Consider the following 16084-nt stretch of genomic DNA (forward strand, 5'->3'; position numbering starts at 1 on the left):
CTATCCATCCCCGTCGTCCTGACGAAAGTCAGGACCCAGTGCCGTGTCTTCGATCAACCTGCATTGCGTGTATTCAACGCCGCTGGGTTCTGACTTTCGTCAGAACGACAGGCAATTTTTATACTGCCTCTACAACCACCGGAATATCGATCAGCTTGCGCTCGGCCACCGTCGCCGGACGAATCTGCCCGCGCTCGTCGACGAACCTGACGTTCTTGTCGGCTTCCTTGCTGTTGACGAAGTGGCGGAAGCGCTTGCGCGTTTCAGGATCGCTCACGGCTTTCTTCCATTCGCATTCATAGGTGTCGACCACATGCTGCATGTCGGCTTCCAGTTCGGCGGCGATGCCGAGCTTGTCGTCGATGACTACGCTCTTGAGATAGTCGAGTCCGCCTTCAAGGCTGTCGCGCCAGGTGCTGGTGCGTTGCAGGCGATCGGCGGTCCGCACGTAGAACATCAGGAAGCGGTCGATGTAGCGGATCATGCTCGCCTTGTCGAGATCGGAGGCGATCAGCTCGGCGTGGCGCGGCTTCATGCCGCCGTTGCCGCAGACGTACAGATTCCAGCCTTTTTCGGTGGCGATGATACCGACGTCCTTGCCTTGCGCTTCCGCGCATTCGCGCGTGCAGCCGGACACGCCGAACTTGATCTTGTGCGGCGAGCGCAGGCCCTTGTAGCGATTTTCCAGTTCGATCGCCAGGCCGACGCTGTCGTCCACGCCGTAACGGCACCAGGTCGAGCCGACGCAGGATTTGACCGTGCGCAGCGATTTGCCGTAGGCGTGGCCGGTTTCAAAGCCGGCGGCGATCAGTTCTTCCCAGATGTCCGGCAACTGTTCGACGCGGGCGCCGAACAGGTCGACGCGCTGGCCGCCGGTGATCTTGGTGTAAAGGCCGTATTTCTTGGCAATCTGTCCGACCGCGATCAGGCCGTCCGGCGTGACTTCGCCGCCGGCCATGCGCGGCACCACCGAATAGGTGCCGTCCTTCTGGATGTTGCCGAGGAAATAATCGTTCGAGTCCTGCAGGCTGGCATGTTCCTTCTTGAGCACGAAATCATTCCAGCACGACGCCAGGATATTGGCGGCGACCGGCTTGCAGATATCGCAGCCGAGGCCCTTGCCGTGTTGCGCCAGCAGTTCGCCGAAGGTCTTGATCTTGTTCACGCGCACCAGATGGTGCAATTCCTGGCGCGAGTAGGCGAAGTGTTCGCAGACGTGGTTGTTGACGGCCAGGCCTTGCTTCTTCATCTCGGCCTTCATCACCTGCGTCACCAGCGGCACGCAGCCGCCGCACGACGTGCCTGCCTTGGTGCAGGCTTTGAGGTCGCCGATGTTGGTCGCACCGGACGCCACCGCCATGCACAAGTCACCCTTGGAGACGTTGTTGCATGAACAGATTTGCGCGGAGTCGGGCAGGGCGTCGACGCCCAGGCCGACCCTGGCCTTGCCGTCGGCTTGCGGCAGGATCAGGAACTCGGGCGATTCCGGCAATTCGATGCGGTTGAGCATCATTTGCAGCAGCGTGCCGTATTCGGCGGCGTCGCCGACCATGACCGCGCCCAGCAGATGCTTGCCCGATTCGGAGACCACGATCTTCTTGTAGATCTGCTTGCGCTCGTCGGTGAACTGGTACGACCGCGCGCCCGCTTCCTTGCCGTGCGGATCGCCGATGCTGGCGACGTCCACGCCCATGAGCTTCAACTTGGTGCTCATGTCGGCGCCGTTGAATTGCGGCAAGCCGCTGGTATCGTCGTTCAGGTGCGCCAGCAAGTGTCCGGCGGCGATGCGCGCCATGTCGTAGCCGGGCGCGACCAGGCCGAAGATGCGGCCGTTCCACAAGGCGCATTCGCCGATGGCGTAGATGTCGGTGTCCGAGGTCAGGCAACTGTTGTCGATCACGATGCCGCCGCGGTCGCCGACTTTCAGGCCGGACTCGCGCGCCAGTTCGTCGCGCGGGCGGATGCCTGCCGAGAACACAATCATGTCGGTGTCGAGGTGGGTGCCGTCCTCGAAGTTCATGCGGTGCGTGCCAGTCTTGCCATCGACGATTTCGAGCGTGTTCTTTTGCGTATGCGCGGTGACGCCCAGGTCCTGGATCTTCTGGCGCAGGATGCGGCCGCCGCTGTCGTCGACCTGCACCGCCATGAGACGCGGCGCGAATTCGACCACATGGGTTTCCAGGTTCATGTCGCGCAACGCCTTGGCGCATTCCAGGCCGAGCAGGCCGCCGCCGATCACGACGCCGGACCTGGAGCGCTTGCCGCATTCCAGCATGGCTTCGAGGTCTTCGATGGTGCGATAGACGAAGCAGTCCTTGCGCTGGTTACCCGCGACAGTCGGGACGAACGGATAGGAGCCTGTCGCCATCACGAGCTTGTCGTAAGACAGCGTTTCGACGGCGCCGCCGACGTTGACGGTCACGGTCTTGGCGGCCACGTCGATATACTGTGCCTTGGCGTTGAGTTTGAGGTCGAAGCTGACCGTGCTCTTGCCGGCATCGAAAAAGCCGGGCGCGACCAGGGAAAGATCGTCGGCTGTCTTGCCGGCGAAAAATTCCGACAGATGCACGCGGTCGTAGGCCGGGCGCGGTTCTTCGCACAGCACGGTGACGTTGAGGTCGGCTGCGCCGCTGTCGGCGAGGCATTGCAGGAATTTGTGACCGACCATGCCGTGGCCAATGACGATAATGTTCATGATCCGGTTCTCCTCAGGCGGTGATGTTGCCGGCGGCAAGGACTGCCTCGCCGGTCTTGTCCGTCGTGCTGAAACGCACGGCGACGGCGCACAGTGCGGAAATCGTCACCAGTACGCCCAGCACGCTCAGCGTTTGCTGGGTGTTGCCGAGTTCCTTCATCAGGAAACCCGCCAGTACCGCGCCGACGTTGCCGCCTGCGCCGATGATGCCGGCCACGCCGCCCAGCGCCTTGCGGTCGATGAACGGCACCAGTGCATACGTGGCGCCGCAGGCCATGTGCGTAAACAAGCCGAAGCACAGCATGGCGACCACCGCCAGCGCGGCGTTGCCGGCATGCGCAAACCACAGCAGGCCGAGGCCTTCGCCCAGCATCATGACAAACAGCAGCAGGGCGCGGCGATTGAGGCCACCGACCCGCGCCATCCTGTCGGAGACGATGCCGCCCAGCGCGCGGGCAAACAAGGCCAGCAGGCCGAAGCTGGCGGCCGCGATGCCGGCGCTTTTCAGCGACAGGCCGAAGTGGTCGACGTAGTAAATGGCGGCGATGTTGTGGATGAAGATTTCCACGCCGAAGCAGGCGCCGTAGGTGATGAACAGCATCCACACGCGGTAGTTGGCGCTGGCGGCGCGAAAGCTTTCCCAACCGCCTTTTTTCCCGCCTTCGACGGCGATGCCGGCGGCACGCAGTTCATCGAAATTGCCCTGCGGACAATCTTGCGTGAAGTGCCAGTACGCCGCGGCCATGAAGAGCATCAGCAGGCCCGGCACCAGCAGCGCGACGCGCCAGCCGAGGTTGTCGCCCACGCCCAGCATCAGCGCAGCGGCCAGCAACAACGGCATCAGGCCTTGCGCGACGCCGCCGCCGGCATTGCCCCAGCCGGCGGTCGCGGCGTTGGCGGTGCCCACCACGTTCGGCGCGAACATCACCGAGGTGTGATACTGCGTGATCACGAAGCTGGCGCCGACGGCGCCGATGCACAGGCGGAAGAACAGGAAGCTCTCATAGGTTTGCGAAAAGCCGACGCCGATCACCGGGATCGCGCCGAGCAGCAGCAGGCCGGTGTAGGTCTTGCGCGGACCGTAGCGGTCGCACAGAGGGCCGACGATCAGGCGCACCAGGATGGTCACGGCGACCGCGGCGATGTTGATGTTGGCGATCTGGTCCAACGTCAGGCCGAGCTGGCCCTTGATCACCGGCATCAGCGGCGCGCAGGCGAACCAGGCAAAGAAGCACACGAAGAAAGCCATCCAGGTCAGATGGAAAACGCGCATCTGCGGCGACGCGATGGAAAAGAGTTGAATCCTGTTTGCCTTGCTGAATTGCGTGGTAGCAGCGGTATCGGCCATTTTTATCCCGTTAAAAACAAAAAGGCGCCCGCTCAGCCAGGCAACAATGCCAAGCTAAGCGGACGCCGTTGTCCTGCAGATCCGTCTTTAGATCGGCATTAAAAATAGTGGAAAGGGGTGGATCGTCGTTGATCCATGCCTGCTCTTATGCAAAGCTTGTGCCAGAAAGGCGGATTCCCTGATGCAGCATGGTTTTGGGGCGCGAAGAGGTGCGCCCGCAACAGGGGCGATGACAAAAATATATGTCATGTTGTGATGTGTTGCGGTGCAGGCCGCCCGCAAATGGTGCGCTGCACTGAGCGTTTTTGGTCAGAAAGGGAATGGCCTGGACTTGCCGCCTTGCAAGCCGGATGCCGGAAAATCCGGCGTCTTGCAGGATCAGGCAATCCTCCGGCAGCATTGGTCTACCGCATCGCATGGCCCGGCTCGTACCATGTCCGGCATGTTCACTCAAGCGGGAACCGACATGCAACACATCAACGACATCTATATCAACGGCCAGTTCGTCCAGCCGCACGGCACGGAAACCATGGAACTGATCAACCCGACCGACAAGACCGTCATTGCCGTCGTCCGGCTGGCCGACGAAGAAGACGCGCGCCACGCCATCGCGGCGGCAAAGGCGGCTTACAAGACCTTTTCCCGCAGCAGCAAGGAAGCACGCACTGGTTATTTGCAACGCCTGCATGACGCCGTCCAGCGCCGTGCGCCCGAACTGATCGAAGCCATGATTCGCGAATACGGCGGCACGCGCCGCATGTGCACCGCGACGGTGGCGCGTTCGGCCGCCAGTTTCCTGCAATCGATCGAACTGTTGCAGACATTCGACTTCGTGCGCCAGGCCGGCAGCGCGCGCGTCACCATGGAGCCGCTCGGCGTGGTCGGCCTGATCACGCCGTGGAACGCCAACTACGGCTTCATCTGCAGCAAGCTGGCAACCACACTGGTGGCCGGCAGCACGGCGGTGATCAAGCCCAGTGAACTGAGCGCCATGCAGACGCAACTGCTTACGCAATGCCTGCACGAAGCCGGTCTGCCGCCGGGCGTCTTCAACGTCGTCACCGGCCGCGGCGACACCGTCGGCGCAGAAATCACGCGCCATCCCGACATCGCCAAAATATCTTTCACCGGCTCGACCGCCGTCGGTAAACAGATCGCGCGCGGCGCCGTCGACACCATGAAGCGCGTCACGCTGGAACTCGGCGGAAAATCGCCCAACGTTCTGCTCGACGACGCCGATCTGGCAACGGCCGTCCCGCAGGCGGTCATGGCCGCCTCGTTTAACAACGGCCAGGCGTGCCTGGCGGGAACGCGGCTGATCGTGCCCGAACATCGCCTCGACGAAGTCAAACAACTGGTGAGGCAGGCTGTGGCGGCCATGAAGGTCGGCAATCCGGGCGATGAAGACACCGTCGTCGGCCCGCTGGTCACGCAAAAGCAATATGAGCGCGTGCAGGGCTATATCCGCCTCGGCATCGAAGAAGGCGCCGAATTGCTGGTCGGCGGCGAAGGGCATCCGGAAGGGCTGGAGCAGGGGTACTTCGTCAAGCCGACGGTGTTCGTCAACGTCCGCAACGACATGCGCATCGCGCGCGAAGAGATCTTCGGACCGGTGTTGTCGATCCTGACCTATCGCACCGAAGAGGAAGCCGTCGAGATCGCCAACGACACCGTCTACGGCTTGCACGGCTACGTCAGCGGACGCGACCTGGAGCGCGCCAACCGCGTGGCGTCGCAGATCGTGGCCGGTCGCATCTTCATCAACGGTCTGTACGACGAACCGCGCGCGCCGTTCGGCGGCTTCAAGCAATCCGGCATCGGCCGCGAATTCGGCCCCTACGGCCTGGAAGCGTATGTTGAACCGAAAGCCATCATTGGTTACGATGTTCCCGTCCATGAAAACGCCAGCCGCTAATCCCGCCGAACCTGCTGCTTCCGACCCGCTGGCGCAACTGCGGGCGCAAGTCGCCACGCACTTCGATGGCGTGCCGCCTGGGCAGCGCGACGTGCATACCGCGATTCCTTATCTGTCCTTCATCCGGCTGAGCCAGCCCACGGCGCTCAATCGCGGCATGCTGGAGCCGTCGATGTGCCTGGTCGTGCAGGGCCGCAAGAAGATATTGATCGGCAATAGCGTGAGTCACTACGGCGTCGGCGCCTATGTGCTGTCGGCAATCGATCTGCCGGTGTCGGGACAGATCGTCGAAGCGAGCGCGGAGCTGCCGTACTATGGCGTGCGCATCGAGCTCGACCCGAGGGAGATTGCGGCGCTCATCATCGAGCTCGATATCGCCGCCCCGCCCAAGCGCACTTCGCGCGTCGGCGCCTATGTGGATGAATCGGATAGCGAGTTGCAGCAGGCTTTCCTGCGGCTGGTGGCGCTGCTGAAAACCCCCCGGGACATCCCGGCCATGTCGCGCATCCTCAAGCAGGAAATCATGTACCGCCTGATTGCGGCGAAGAACGGCGACGTGCTGTACCACACCGTGCTGGCGCATTACCAGGAAAAGGGCGTCAACGACGCCATCCGCTGGATCAAGGAAAATTACGCCCAGCCAATGTCGATCGAACAACTGGCAAAGCAGGTGCGCATGAGCGTGTCGACGCTGCATCATCGCTTCAAGGCCGCTACCGTCATGAGCCCGCTGCAATACCAGAAGCAGACGAGGTTGCTGGAAGCGCGCCGCATGCTGATGACCGGCAGCATGGAGGCGGCCACGGTGGGCTACCGGGTCGGCTATGAAAGCCCGTCGCAATTCAGCCGCGAATACCGCCGCCTGTTCGGCGCGTCGCCGTTGCAGGATGTCGAGTTTCTGAAGCAGCACATCGTCGAGACATAAGCGCCGCGTTGCATTACCGCGTGCGCGCCATGCGCATCGACTGCTTCTGGAATTGCTCGAAACGATGCAACTCCTGCTCGACGGCCGTCTTCAGCGGCTTCGATTTTTTCGCGATCCAGGTCCATTTCTGCACCAGCAGCTTACCGGCCTGCCGGTCCATCTTGAGATCAAGCGCGGCAACGATCTCGTCGCCCGCCAATACCGGCAACGCGAAATAGCCGAGCACACGCTTTTCGGCGGGCACATAAGCTTCAAAACGATGCGCGTAGCCGAAAAACAGTTCCAGCCGCTTGCGCTGGATCACCAGCGGATCGAATGGCGAGAGGATATGCACGCGCTGTGCAGAGGCGGGTTCGGTGACCTCTTCCAGCAACGCCGGTTCGATCCAGTGCTGGCTCCTGGGGGCGCCGTCGATGTGCACGGCCAGCAGTTGCCTGCGCCTGACCGCCGCATCGATCAGTTCCCTGACCAGCGACTTCGCATGGACGCTGCCGTAGCAGATCGACTCCAGGCTGACCATGCCTTGCGCTTGCAGTGCACGGCGCAGCAGATATTGTGCGAACTGTTTTTCTTTCACCGGCTGCGGACGCCGCTGCCAGCCGAAATGGCGTCCCGCCAGTTCGTAGGTCTTGAGCATGCCGGTACGCTTGCTGATCACCAGGTCGCCGATGAAGAATCCCCATCTCAGCGCGCTCCGGGATGGTTTGCGGCTGCCCCAGGGGTGGGTCTTTTCGACCAGCACCTCATCTTCGATATCGCGAATGGACAAGCCGCCTTCCTTGCGGATGCGCTTGAGCAGCGCGGCATAGTCGGCCTCGTCCACACCGGCGAAAGAGGAATGCGGATTAAGCCGGCGCTGTTCCATCGCAGGCAGGAAATGGCGGAAATCCGTCGTCGGTACATAAGCCAGCGCATGCGTCCAGTATTCGAACACCGACTTGTCCACCGACTGGGCCTGTTCGAGGTCGGTCGGCTTGTATGCGGGAATGCGCGTGTAGAGGATGTGATGGTGGCTGCGCTCGATGACGTTGATGGTGTCGATCTGCACGTAACCGAGATGCTCGGCGGCCAGCCGCACGGCGTCGGGACCCTTGCCGAAGGGAGCCAATTCGTCGAGCCGCTGGGCGCGCAACCAGATGGCGCGCGCCTGGGCGGGATGAAGGGCAAGCGAAGCGATGCTCATTGTCGGTCGGTCCAAGGATATCTGTTCAAGAAGGAGGATGGCGAAATTGTAGAGAGTTTCGCCGAAGCGCGTGAGAGAGGGCAGCGCGAGGATGGAGAAAGAATGGAAAAGTAAAGTCGATGATATATATCCCGTCGTGCACACCCAATTCGTACCGACTGTACCGCTAGATGAAAGCAAAGAGGCTTTGCGTAGGCAACAGGAGGCTTCAAGGTTGGAGGCGAGAGTCATCGAGTCGGCCAAGGTAATTTCCGAAGCTGATGAGAGACATTTCAGACTGGCGAAAGAGTATATCAAGAATATATTCCCCGACATGGCGAAGAGCTACCGCGATTTCAAGTGGCAAATTGAGTTTGCTAGAGTATTAGAGGAAATTGCAAAGCTTCAGGATCGGGATTTTTATTCAGCCATTAACAAGGAGGGAATTCATCAGGCGACGACTGTATTATTGAAAGACAAAGAATACAAAGGATACCAACCGCCTTCGGTACAGGACTTCCTTGAACTTGCGCTAAATAAAACATTAGTTCATGCGTTCGATGGGATTTATAAAAAAGGTAAGCCGTATTGGTCCAAAACGCCGGATGGCACAGAGATTGATCCGACCGGGACTGTCAAAAAAGTGCCGATCGATATCACGCCCAGCATCAGAACGGATTATTCCGGCTATGACGTCAAAGAATTCTTATATCAACTTCAAAAGGCGCTTGAAAATCCACCTGGGGATACGGCTGCACAACTCATGCGTGTCCACGGAAAATGGACGGAGGACGATATAGTGATGGCAAAACAGATAGGCGCCTTTGTCGTCAGGGCTTTTGAATCCCTGGGATACATACCGATTATCGGCACGCCGGCGGCCGTGGCCATGGTTGCGCGGCCAATCGCCTCAGGGATGGTTAACTTCATTCAGCGAAGAGTGAATGAGGGGGGGACTTTTGGGAAGGAGGACGTCAAGGATTTGGCTGGCGTTGCCTGGACAGCCGTTGGGCTAAGAATACCGGCCAAACCGGCGAAGAAGGCTATCCCTTTTATAGTGGGCCATGTTGCCGTAGGTGAAGGAATAGCAAGAATTTAGTGAAATGCCGATCGGCATGCGACGACATTCGGCAGGCCCTGCTCACTTCGGACGAATCGCGTGCACAGCGCTGCTTGCGCTGGAGGGCGATAACCTTGGGCAGGTCGTTCGCTGGCAGCGGCGGCATGCATCTGACCTGCCAGGGTATTTTCGGACCAACTGAAATTTGAGAAGATAGTTCCCAGACAAGGATCCGTCTGTGCTTAGCTTAGCTGTAGCGGCGTTCTCGCGCGTTCCGAGATCAGGCTTTGGCTGCTGCGGCGATACATTCCGACCTGGCGACGTAGGACCGAAGGGCGGCCTTATACGGGCATGTCCCATGAATACTAAACTAAACGCCGTAGGGGAGCTTGGATGCCATCATCTTCCTCCGGTCGATCTTGCGCCCGTCGACAATGAACGTTCCGTCGCCGACAGCGTGAATCGTGCGTTTCTCCTTGCGTGTGGTATCCACGTATGCGGCAACCGCCTCCAACACCACGATGTTGTGCTTCTTGACGATATCGATGACCTTGCATTCGATGTTGGCAAGGCATTCCTTGATCAAAGGCGATTTGACGACCTTTCCCTGTACCGGCGTGAGCCTGAACCTGGAAAACTTGTCCGTGTCTGCCCCGGAGCAGGTTCCTATGCCGACCACCTTATCCAGCATGTCAACGGTAGGAATGGCAATGACGCATTCCTTATTTTTGCGCAACGCCGCGTAAGAGTAATTCCATTCACCCGTGGTGATGGCAAATACCGGAGTGAAGTCCATGACCATCGTCCAGGAAATGGTCATGACATTGTCCTTCTGCCCGTCATGGGTCGTCACGAGGACAACAGGTCCGGATTCCATCAGGGTGAAAGCCTTGTTCAGTTTCAACTGACGCATGAGAGCACCTTGTGATATTCGTTGATCGATGAGTCTGCCGGAAAACATCCGGCGTTGTTTGACCTATCTCAAAATGTGAACAAAAGCTGCTCTTCGAGCAGCGGGCCTTCAATAAACTGCACGCCTGCATGTAAGGAAGCTGCCGCAGCCTGCTCGGATCAAACATGATTGTCGTGTGATTCGATGATATTCCCCGATATCTGCGGATTAAATAGAATATTTAACGGAACTTATACAAACGAAATCCCGCAGGATATTCGCAGTTGGTCTTCCTCAGCGATTGCGATTCCGGCTAAGCCGCTCAACATATTTGTCCTTTATAAAGACAATAAAGAAAAAACCCACCATTGTGAGGTGGGTTCGGTCGCGACAATACACCCCATTCCGGGATTTTATTTATTGGGTAATAGCGTATTTCTTTTTGAGTTTTTCGCTGACTTGTCCATCAGGGCCTTTAAGCCAGGAAGGGATTCGGCCACGGCCGGCCCAGGTCAGATTCTCTTCATTTCGATAGAGCGGCTCAAGGGCTCCTTTAGTTTTCTTTGTTTTGGATTTCTTTGTGGTCAACCCCAATTCCTTGGCGGTGAAGCCATATTCGGAAATCATCGATTTAATACTATCAATGATCGGTTGCCGTTCCTTCTGTTTCACATCTTCGATTTTCTTTGCGATTTCAGCCTGTTGGGCCAGCAACTTATCTAATTCACTAACAGCCATGTTTCTCTCCTAAAAAACATAATTTGAGCAGAAATTACACTATTCAATATCAGTTTTCAATTATTTTTTTGTAATTGCTGTTTTTCTCAATATTTTCTTTTACCGTTTTTTACTGTTTTTCTTCGGGATGACGAAATTTATCGACAACAGTAAATGTTCAATCAGTTTTATTTCGGCTTGGAAGAAAGGGAAATGACGTCGGAGAGACCGGACGCATTGGGAGCGTTGGACCGTTGGGCGGCATCGGTTTTTTCGCCGTATGTCGATGAGCCGGCAACCGGAGAAAAAGGATGCTGTCCCGGATGCAGCGGCTGCGATTGATCTCCCTATGGTGGGATTCCAGGCGGCTGGATGCCGTTCCAACAGCCGGTCAAGCCGACTATTGGAGTGGAGGCCGATGTATGAGTGCGGCCGGTTAATCCTGCAGGTATTTATTCAGTCGTTTGGCCGCATTGCGCAGATGTGTCTCTGCAGCGAGTGCGGCGGCGGCGGGGTCTCGGCTTTCAATGGCTTTGACGATTGCCTTGTGCTCATCTTGTACTGCCTGCACCAGATTGTGATAATTGGCAGCCGTATTTGTGCGTGCCTGCCGGATGAGGCGCCGCACGTGGCGTTCCAGATACTCGTTCAACATGCGAAAATGGGGATTCTTGGTCGAGTCCACGATCGCCTGATGAAAGGCGTAATCCTCTTCGTCGCCCAGGCGGTCGTTGACGATCGCGTACTCCATGCCCACGAGCGCCTGTTTGATTCTTTTGAGGTCGTCGGGCGTGTGCCTGACCGCTGCGTAGCGCGCTGCGGCGGCCTCAAGCGTGACCAATAGCTCAATGACGTGTTCGAGTCCCTCGGCGTCATCCAGGGCCGTGGCGTCAAGGCGAAAGGCCTGGCGCGAACCTCGTTCGTTGACGAAGACGCCCCGGCCTTGCTGGGAGTTCACGATGCCTTCCGATTTCAGTTGGGACAATGCTTCGCGCACGACCGAGCGGCTGACGCAAAACTGTTCGCCAAGCTGTTTTTCGCTGGGCAGTTTGTCGCCTGGTTTCAGGCGCTGGGAGCGAATCTCGTCATTGAGCCATTCGACGATGTCTTCTGTAAGCGATTGGGTGGACGCTGACGCTGTGTCGTTTTTCATGACTTCGAATTAATTGATGTACAAACCGCCGTTGACCTGCAAGGTTTCCGCAGTAATAAATCCCGCCAGTGGAGAGCACAGGAAGGCAATGCCGCCGGCGACTTCTTCCGCCGTGCCGAGGCGCTTGAGTGGTGTATTTTGCAACAACGTTTGTTCGTTCTTGGCCAGCAGGTCTTTGGTCATCGGTGTGGCAATGATACCCGGAGACAAGGCGTTGACTCGTGTTTTCGGGGCCAGCTCCAGCGCCAGGCTACGCGAAAAGCTGATCACGGCTCCCTTGGAGGCCGAATAGTGCGCGTGGGCATAGCTGCCGCGTTGCGCGGCGACGGAGGAGAGCGTAACGATGGAGCTGCCTTCGGTCAAGAAAGGGATGACCGCACGGCAAATGTAGAAGGTGCCGTCCAGATTGATCTGCATGAGCTTGCGCCATTCGTCGTCGGTCATGTCCGCCACCAGCTTTTCGGGATAGATGCCGGCGGAGTGGACCAGATGGTCTATCCCGCCAAAGCGTGCCGCAACCTCCTGGGCGACGTTGCGGCAAGCCTGCGCGTCGGAGACGTCGGTGACATGGATGCTGACCTGGGCGTCGGGGACTTGTGCTCGCAATTCATTTTGCAAGGTTTCCAGAGCGGACGGATTGACGTCGCTCAGCGCAACGCTGGCGCCATGTCTTGCCACCAGGAGGGCTGTCGCCCGGGCAATGCCGCCGGCAGCGCCGGTAATCAAAAAGGTCTTGTTGCTAAACGAAATCACTGCGTCTCCTTTGAATGGGGCGAGCAAGCATCGATCTGTATGCGGGTCGATTCCTTGCACATTTTCATCTGTCGAATATGTCAGCGGCGATCTGTTGACACCGTCCAAACTGCTCGGTAGAATCGCCCCTCAACTTGTCTGACATGTTTAATATCTTATCAGACATCTTGGTGAAATCCTACTCCGTCGAGGCAAAACAGTGACGGTAGACGAACGATAAAAAGACTGGTCGCGCACGATGGCCGGCGTTAGCGAGGAGACACTATGCTCAGCAGTACAGGCCGGCAAATCACCGGCAACACCAGGGTGGTGGCCATCGTTGCCGACCCCATCGGTCATGTCCGCACTCCGCCGGCATTTAACGCGCTGATGGCGCAACGGGACGTCGATGCGGTGATGGTGCCCTTCAATGTGCGTCCCGACGATTTTCCTCGGTTCATCGCGGCAGCTCCCCTGATCCAAAGTCTGGTGGGGCTGGTCGTCACCATTCCCTACAAAGAAGTCATCATCGAACATTGCACGGCATTGACCGAATCCGCCCGGCGCATGGGCGCAGTCAACGTCGTGCGTTTTGACGATCTGCCAGAGGGCGGCCGCGGCCTGGTCGGCAGCAACTTCGACGGCATCGGTTTCGTCGGCGGCTTGCTGGCGCAAGGCCATGCGCTCAAGGGGCGCCGCGTCTATCTGGCCGGCGCCGGCGGTGCGGCAAAGGCGATTGTGCATGCGCTGGCGGAAGAGGGCGTCGCTGCCATCGGCATCTATAACCGCAGTCCGGCCCGCGCCGGGCAACTCGTCGGCGAGTTGCGTCAATGTTATCCGGCGCTGGATGCGCATGTGGCCGATGCCGCGCCGCAGGGGTACACCCTGGCAATCAATTCAACGTCGCTTGGACTGCATGCGTCCGACCCGCTGCCGTTTGCGCCGGACGCCTTGCCGCCCGGCGCCGTCGTCGCGGAAGTCGTCATGAAAACAGATATCACGCCGCTCCTGGCGAAAGCCGGCGCATGCGGCTTCGCCGTGCACCTGGGGCGTCACATGATGGAAGTGCAGATTGAACGCATAGGGGAATTCCTCGGCCTGATCTGATTGCCAGAAATTTTGCAGTTGGTTTTTCGCGGTACCGGATGTCATTTCAAAATCATAATGGAGATGTGTGAATGAACAAGAAACAAATCGGTTTGTCGTTCTGCGCTTTGGTTGCAGTGGGAACGGCCCAGGCAGGTGCGCCGCTGAAGGTGGCGCTGGTGGAGACGCTCTCAGGTCCGCAAGCCTCCACAGGCTTGCTGTATCGCGCGGCAGTCAAATATGAACTCGATCGCCTGAACGCTGCCGGCGGCTGGAACGGCGCGCCGATCCAGGTCACCGAATACGACAATCAGGGTGGTCCGGCAGGCGCGTCCGACAAGGTGAAGGCCGCAATCGCAGGCGGTGCGCAAATCATCATCCAGGGCTCCTCTTCAGCGGTATCGGGCCAGATCACGGAAGATGTCCGCAAGTACAACCTGCGTAACGCAGGCAAGGAAGTCCTGTTCCTGAACATGGGCGGCGAGGCGTTGGAACTGACCGGCGACAAGTGCCACTTCTATCACTTCCGCTTCACCACCAATGCGGTGATGCGCGTCAAAACACTCGTGCCGGCGATGAAGGAAGCCAAAGAACTGGGCACCAAGGTCTATGCCATGAACCAGAACTATTCCTGGGGCGTCGACATGGACAAGGCCATCAAGGAATACGCCTCCGCCGGCGGCTACACCGTAGTGGAAAGCACGCTGCACGACGTCAACAAGATCCAGGATTTCTCGCCGTATGTCGCCAAAATCAAGGCCAGCGGCGCCGAGACGGTGTTGACGGGGAACTGGTCCAACGACCTGTTGTTGCTGATGAAGGCAACGCGCGCGGCCGGTCTGAAGCTCCGTTTCGGCACCGTCTTCCTCGATCAGCCGGGCAACATCGGCAATGCCGGCGACACCGCGCTGGGCCACTACATTTCACATGCCTTCAACATCGAAACCAACAAGCAGACCGAGCAGTTCGGCAACGACTACAAGGCCAAGACCGGACACTATCCGACCTTCATCGAGCCGCAGACCGTGTTCGGCATGCAGATGCTGGGCGAGGCGCTCAAGCAGACCAAAGCCAGCGGCGACAGGATCAACGTGACCGAACTGGCCAAGGCGCTGGAGAAGGTCAAGATCGAAACGCCGATGGGGGAAACCTCGATTCGCGCGGCCGACCATCAGGTGCTGTTGCCGGTGGTGGTGTCGCGTGTCGAGAAGAATGTCAAATACAAGGTGGACGACACCGACATGGGCTTCAAGGTGATCAGGAAGTTCAGTGCGGAAGAGGCTGCCAATCCGGTGCAGAGCTCCTGCAAGATGCAACGCCCGGTCTGATTCTTCATTGCATTGAAGCCGCAGCCGTCCTCGCCGCAAGGCGAGGCGGCAGCGGCCCGCACTTCAGGCTGCCCAGTTTTCTGCGCAGCGTGGGCCCGCTTTTACCTGCTCACTCTGGAAAGTATTTATGGAATTCATCATCGTCTCGCTCATCAACGGCACTATTTACGGCCTCCTGCTGTTCATGGTGTCGGCCGGACTGACGCTTATCTTCGGCATGATGGGCGTGCTCAATTTCGCGCATACCTCGTTTTACATGGTCGGCGCCTATCTGGCGTACAGCCTGCAGAAAGTCATCGGCTTCTGGCCGGCGATCATCGTCTCGCCCGTCATCGTCGGCTTCCTCGGAGTGATCGTCGAACGCTATTTCCTGCGCCGCGTGCACAAGCATGGACATGCCCACGAACTGCTGCTGACGTTCGGCCTGTCCTTCATCATCGCTGAAGTGATCAAGCTCTTCTTCGGCAACTACCCGGTCAACTACCAGGTGCCGGCGGCCTTGAGTTTCTCCGCGTTTCGCCTGTTCGGCACGGACTATCCGTTTTATCGCCTGATGATGGGCCTGATTTCCTTGCTGATGTTCGGCGTGATCTATTTGCTGCTGTCGCGTACCCGCATCGGCATCGTGGTGCGATCGGCCATCTATCGTCCCGCCATGGCGGAGACGCTGGGACACAACGTTCCTCTGGTGTTCATGGGCGTGTTCGGCGTGGGCGCCGCGTTGGCGGGCCTGGCAGGGGCGATCGCGGGCGCCTTTTATACGACGAACCCCAACATGGCGCTGGAACTTGGCGTGCTGGTGTTCGTGGTGGTGGTCATCGGCGGGCTGGGTTCGCTCGAAGGCGCAATGCTTTCGTCGATCCTGATCGGCCTGATTTCCTCCTTTGCGGTCGGGATCGATCTGAGCGCGGCCGATCTGCTGGGCTATCTCGGCGCCGGCGAGTGGGCGCAGCAAGTCGGCGGCCTCCTGACATTGAAGGTCTCGTCGCTGGCGGCAACGATTCCGTTTGCCTTGATGCTGGTCGTGCTGCTGGTGCGTCCGTCGGGACTGATGGGCGAGAAGGAATAAAC

General features: G+C 58.8%; 13 protein-coding genes. 6 read left to right on the forward strand and 7 right to left on the reverse strand.

From position 1 onward, the window contains the following. Positions 1–118: 118 nt before the first annotated feature. Positions 119–2695: a nitrite reductase large subunit NirB gene (gene nirB / locus RV1423_RS07030; protein ID WP_034294794.1), complete on the reverse strand. Its 2577-nt coding sequence runs from the start codon at positions 2693–2695 to the stop codon at positions 119–121. 13 nt (positions 2696–2708) lie between these two features. Next, positions 2709–4043: an MFS transporter gene (locus tag RV1423_RS07035; RefSeq protein WP_034294799.1), complete on the reverse strand. Its 1335-nt coding sequence runs from the start codon at positions 4041–4043 to the stop codon at positions 2709–2711. 466 nt (positions 4044–4509) lie between these two features. On the opposite strand from RV1423_RS07035, the gene RV1423_RS07040 reads away from it, so the two are divergent. Together RV1423_RS07040 and RV1423_RS07045 are read left to right on the forward strand one after the other, a co-directional pair. Beyond that, a complete protein-coding gene (locus tag RV1423_RS07040; RefSeq protein WP_034295177.1) occupies positions 4510–5958 on the forward strand; it encodes an aldehyde dehydrogenase family protein in 1449 nt (482 codons plus the stop codon). Then, on the forward strand, positions 5939–6883 hold the full coding sequence (locus RV1423_RS07045) for an AraC family transcriptional regulator (RefSeq protein WP_051516540.1): 945 nt from the start codon (positions 5939–5941) through the stop codon (positions 6881–6883). The genes RV1423_RS07040 and RV1423_RS07045 overlap by 20 nt, the downstream gene beginning before the upstream one ends. Positions 6884–6896: 13 nt before the next feature. Here the strand turns inward: RV1423_RS07045 and RV1423_RS07050 are convergent, their stop codons facing one another. Further along, on the reverse strand, positions 6897–8066 hold the full coding sequence (locus RV1423_RS07050) for a winged helix-turn-helix domain-containing protein (protein WP_034294803.1): 1170 nt from the start codon (positions 8064–8066) through the stop codon (positions 6897–6899). Positions 8067–8157: 91 nt separating this feature from the next. Here RV1423_RS07050 and RV1423_RS07055 point away from each other — a divergent pair, with 91 nt between their 5' ends. Beyond that, complete coding sequence (locus RV1423_RS07055) at positions 8158–9144, forward strand: hypothetical protein (RefSeq protein ID WP_155835046.1); 987 nt, start codon at positions 8158–8160, stop codon at positions 9142–9144. A 331-nt stretch (positions 9145–9475) separates the two neighbouring features. On the opposite strand, the gene RV1423_RS07060 is transcribed toward RV1423_RS07055, so the two are convergent. The 4 genes from RV1423_RS07060 to RV1423_RS07075 form a co-directional block, all read right to left on the reverse strand. Next, entirely contained in the window at positions 9476–10018 is a 543-nt protein-coding gene (locus RV1423_RS07060) for a flavin reductase family protein (protein ID WP_034294809.1), read from the reverse strand. A gap of 396 nt (positions 10019–10414) precedes the next feature. Beyond that, complete coding sequence (locus RV1423_RS07065; RefSeq protein ID WP_034294811.1) at positions 10415–10735, reverse strand: H-NS family nucleoid-associated regulatory protein; 321 nt, start codon at positions 10733–10735, stop codon at positions 10415–10417. Between the two features lie 415 nt (positions 10736–11150). Further along, a complete protein-coding gene (locus RV1423_RS07070) occupies positions 11151–11867 on the reverse strand; it encodes a FadR/GntR family transcriptional regulator (RefSeq protein WP_034294815.1) in 717 nt (238 codons plus the stop codon). A gap of 9 nt (positions 11868–11876) precedes the next feature. Beyond that, positions 11877–12620 carry an SDR family NAD(P)-dependent oxidoreductase gene (locus tag RV1423_RS07075; RefSeq protein WP_034294817.1) on the reverse strand — a complete coding sequence of 248 codons (744 nt, stop codon included), beginning with the start codon at positions 12618–12620 and terminating at the stop codon, positions 11877–11879. Between the two features lie 264 nt (positions 12621–12884). Between RV1423_RS07075 and RV1423_RS07080 the strand changes: the two genes are divergently transcribed. The 3 genes from RV1423_RS07080 to RV1423_RS07090 all read left to right on the forward strand — a co-directional run bounded on the left by RV1423_RS07080 (position 12885) and on the right by RV1423_RS07090 (position 16082). Further along, entirely contained in the window at positions 12885–13706 is an 822-nt protein-coding gene (locus RV1423_RS07080; RefSeq protein WP_034294819.1) for a shikimate dehydrogenase, read from the forward strand. A 71-nt stretch (positions 13707–13777) separates the two neighbouring features. Then, positions 13778–15013 (forward strand): branched-chain amino acid ABC transporter substrate-binding protein, encoded by a 1236-nt coding sequence (locus RV1423_RS07085; RefSeq protein WP_034294820.1) that lies wholly within the window; start codon positions 13778–13780, stop codon positions 15011–15013. 127 nt (positions 15014–15140) lie between these two features. Then, entirely contained in the window at positions 15141–16082 is a 942-nt protein-coding gene (locus RV1423_RS07090) for a branched-chain amino acid ABC transporter permease (RefSeq protein ID WP_034294821.1), read from the forward strand. Positions 16083–16084 lie beyond the last annotated feature (2 nt).

This window comes from Herbaspirillum sp. RV1423 (assembly GCF_000577615.1).
GTDB lineage: Bacteria > Pseudomonadota > Gammaproteobacteria > Burkholderiales > Burkholderiaceae_D > Herbaspirillum.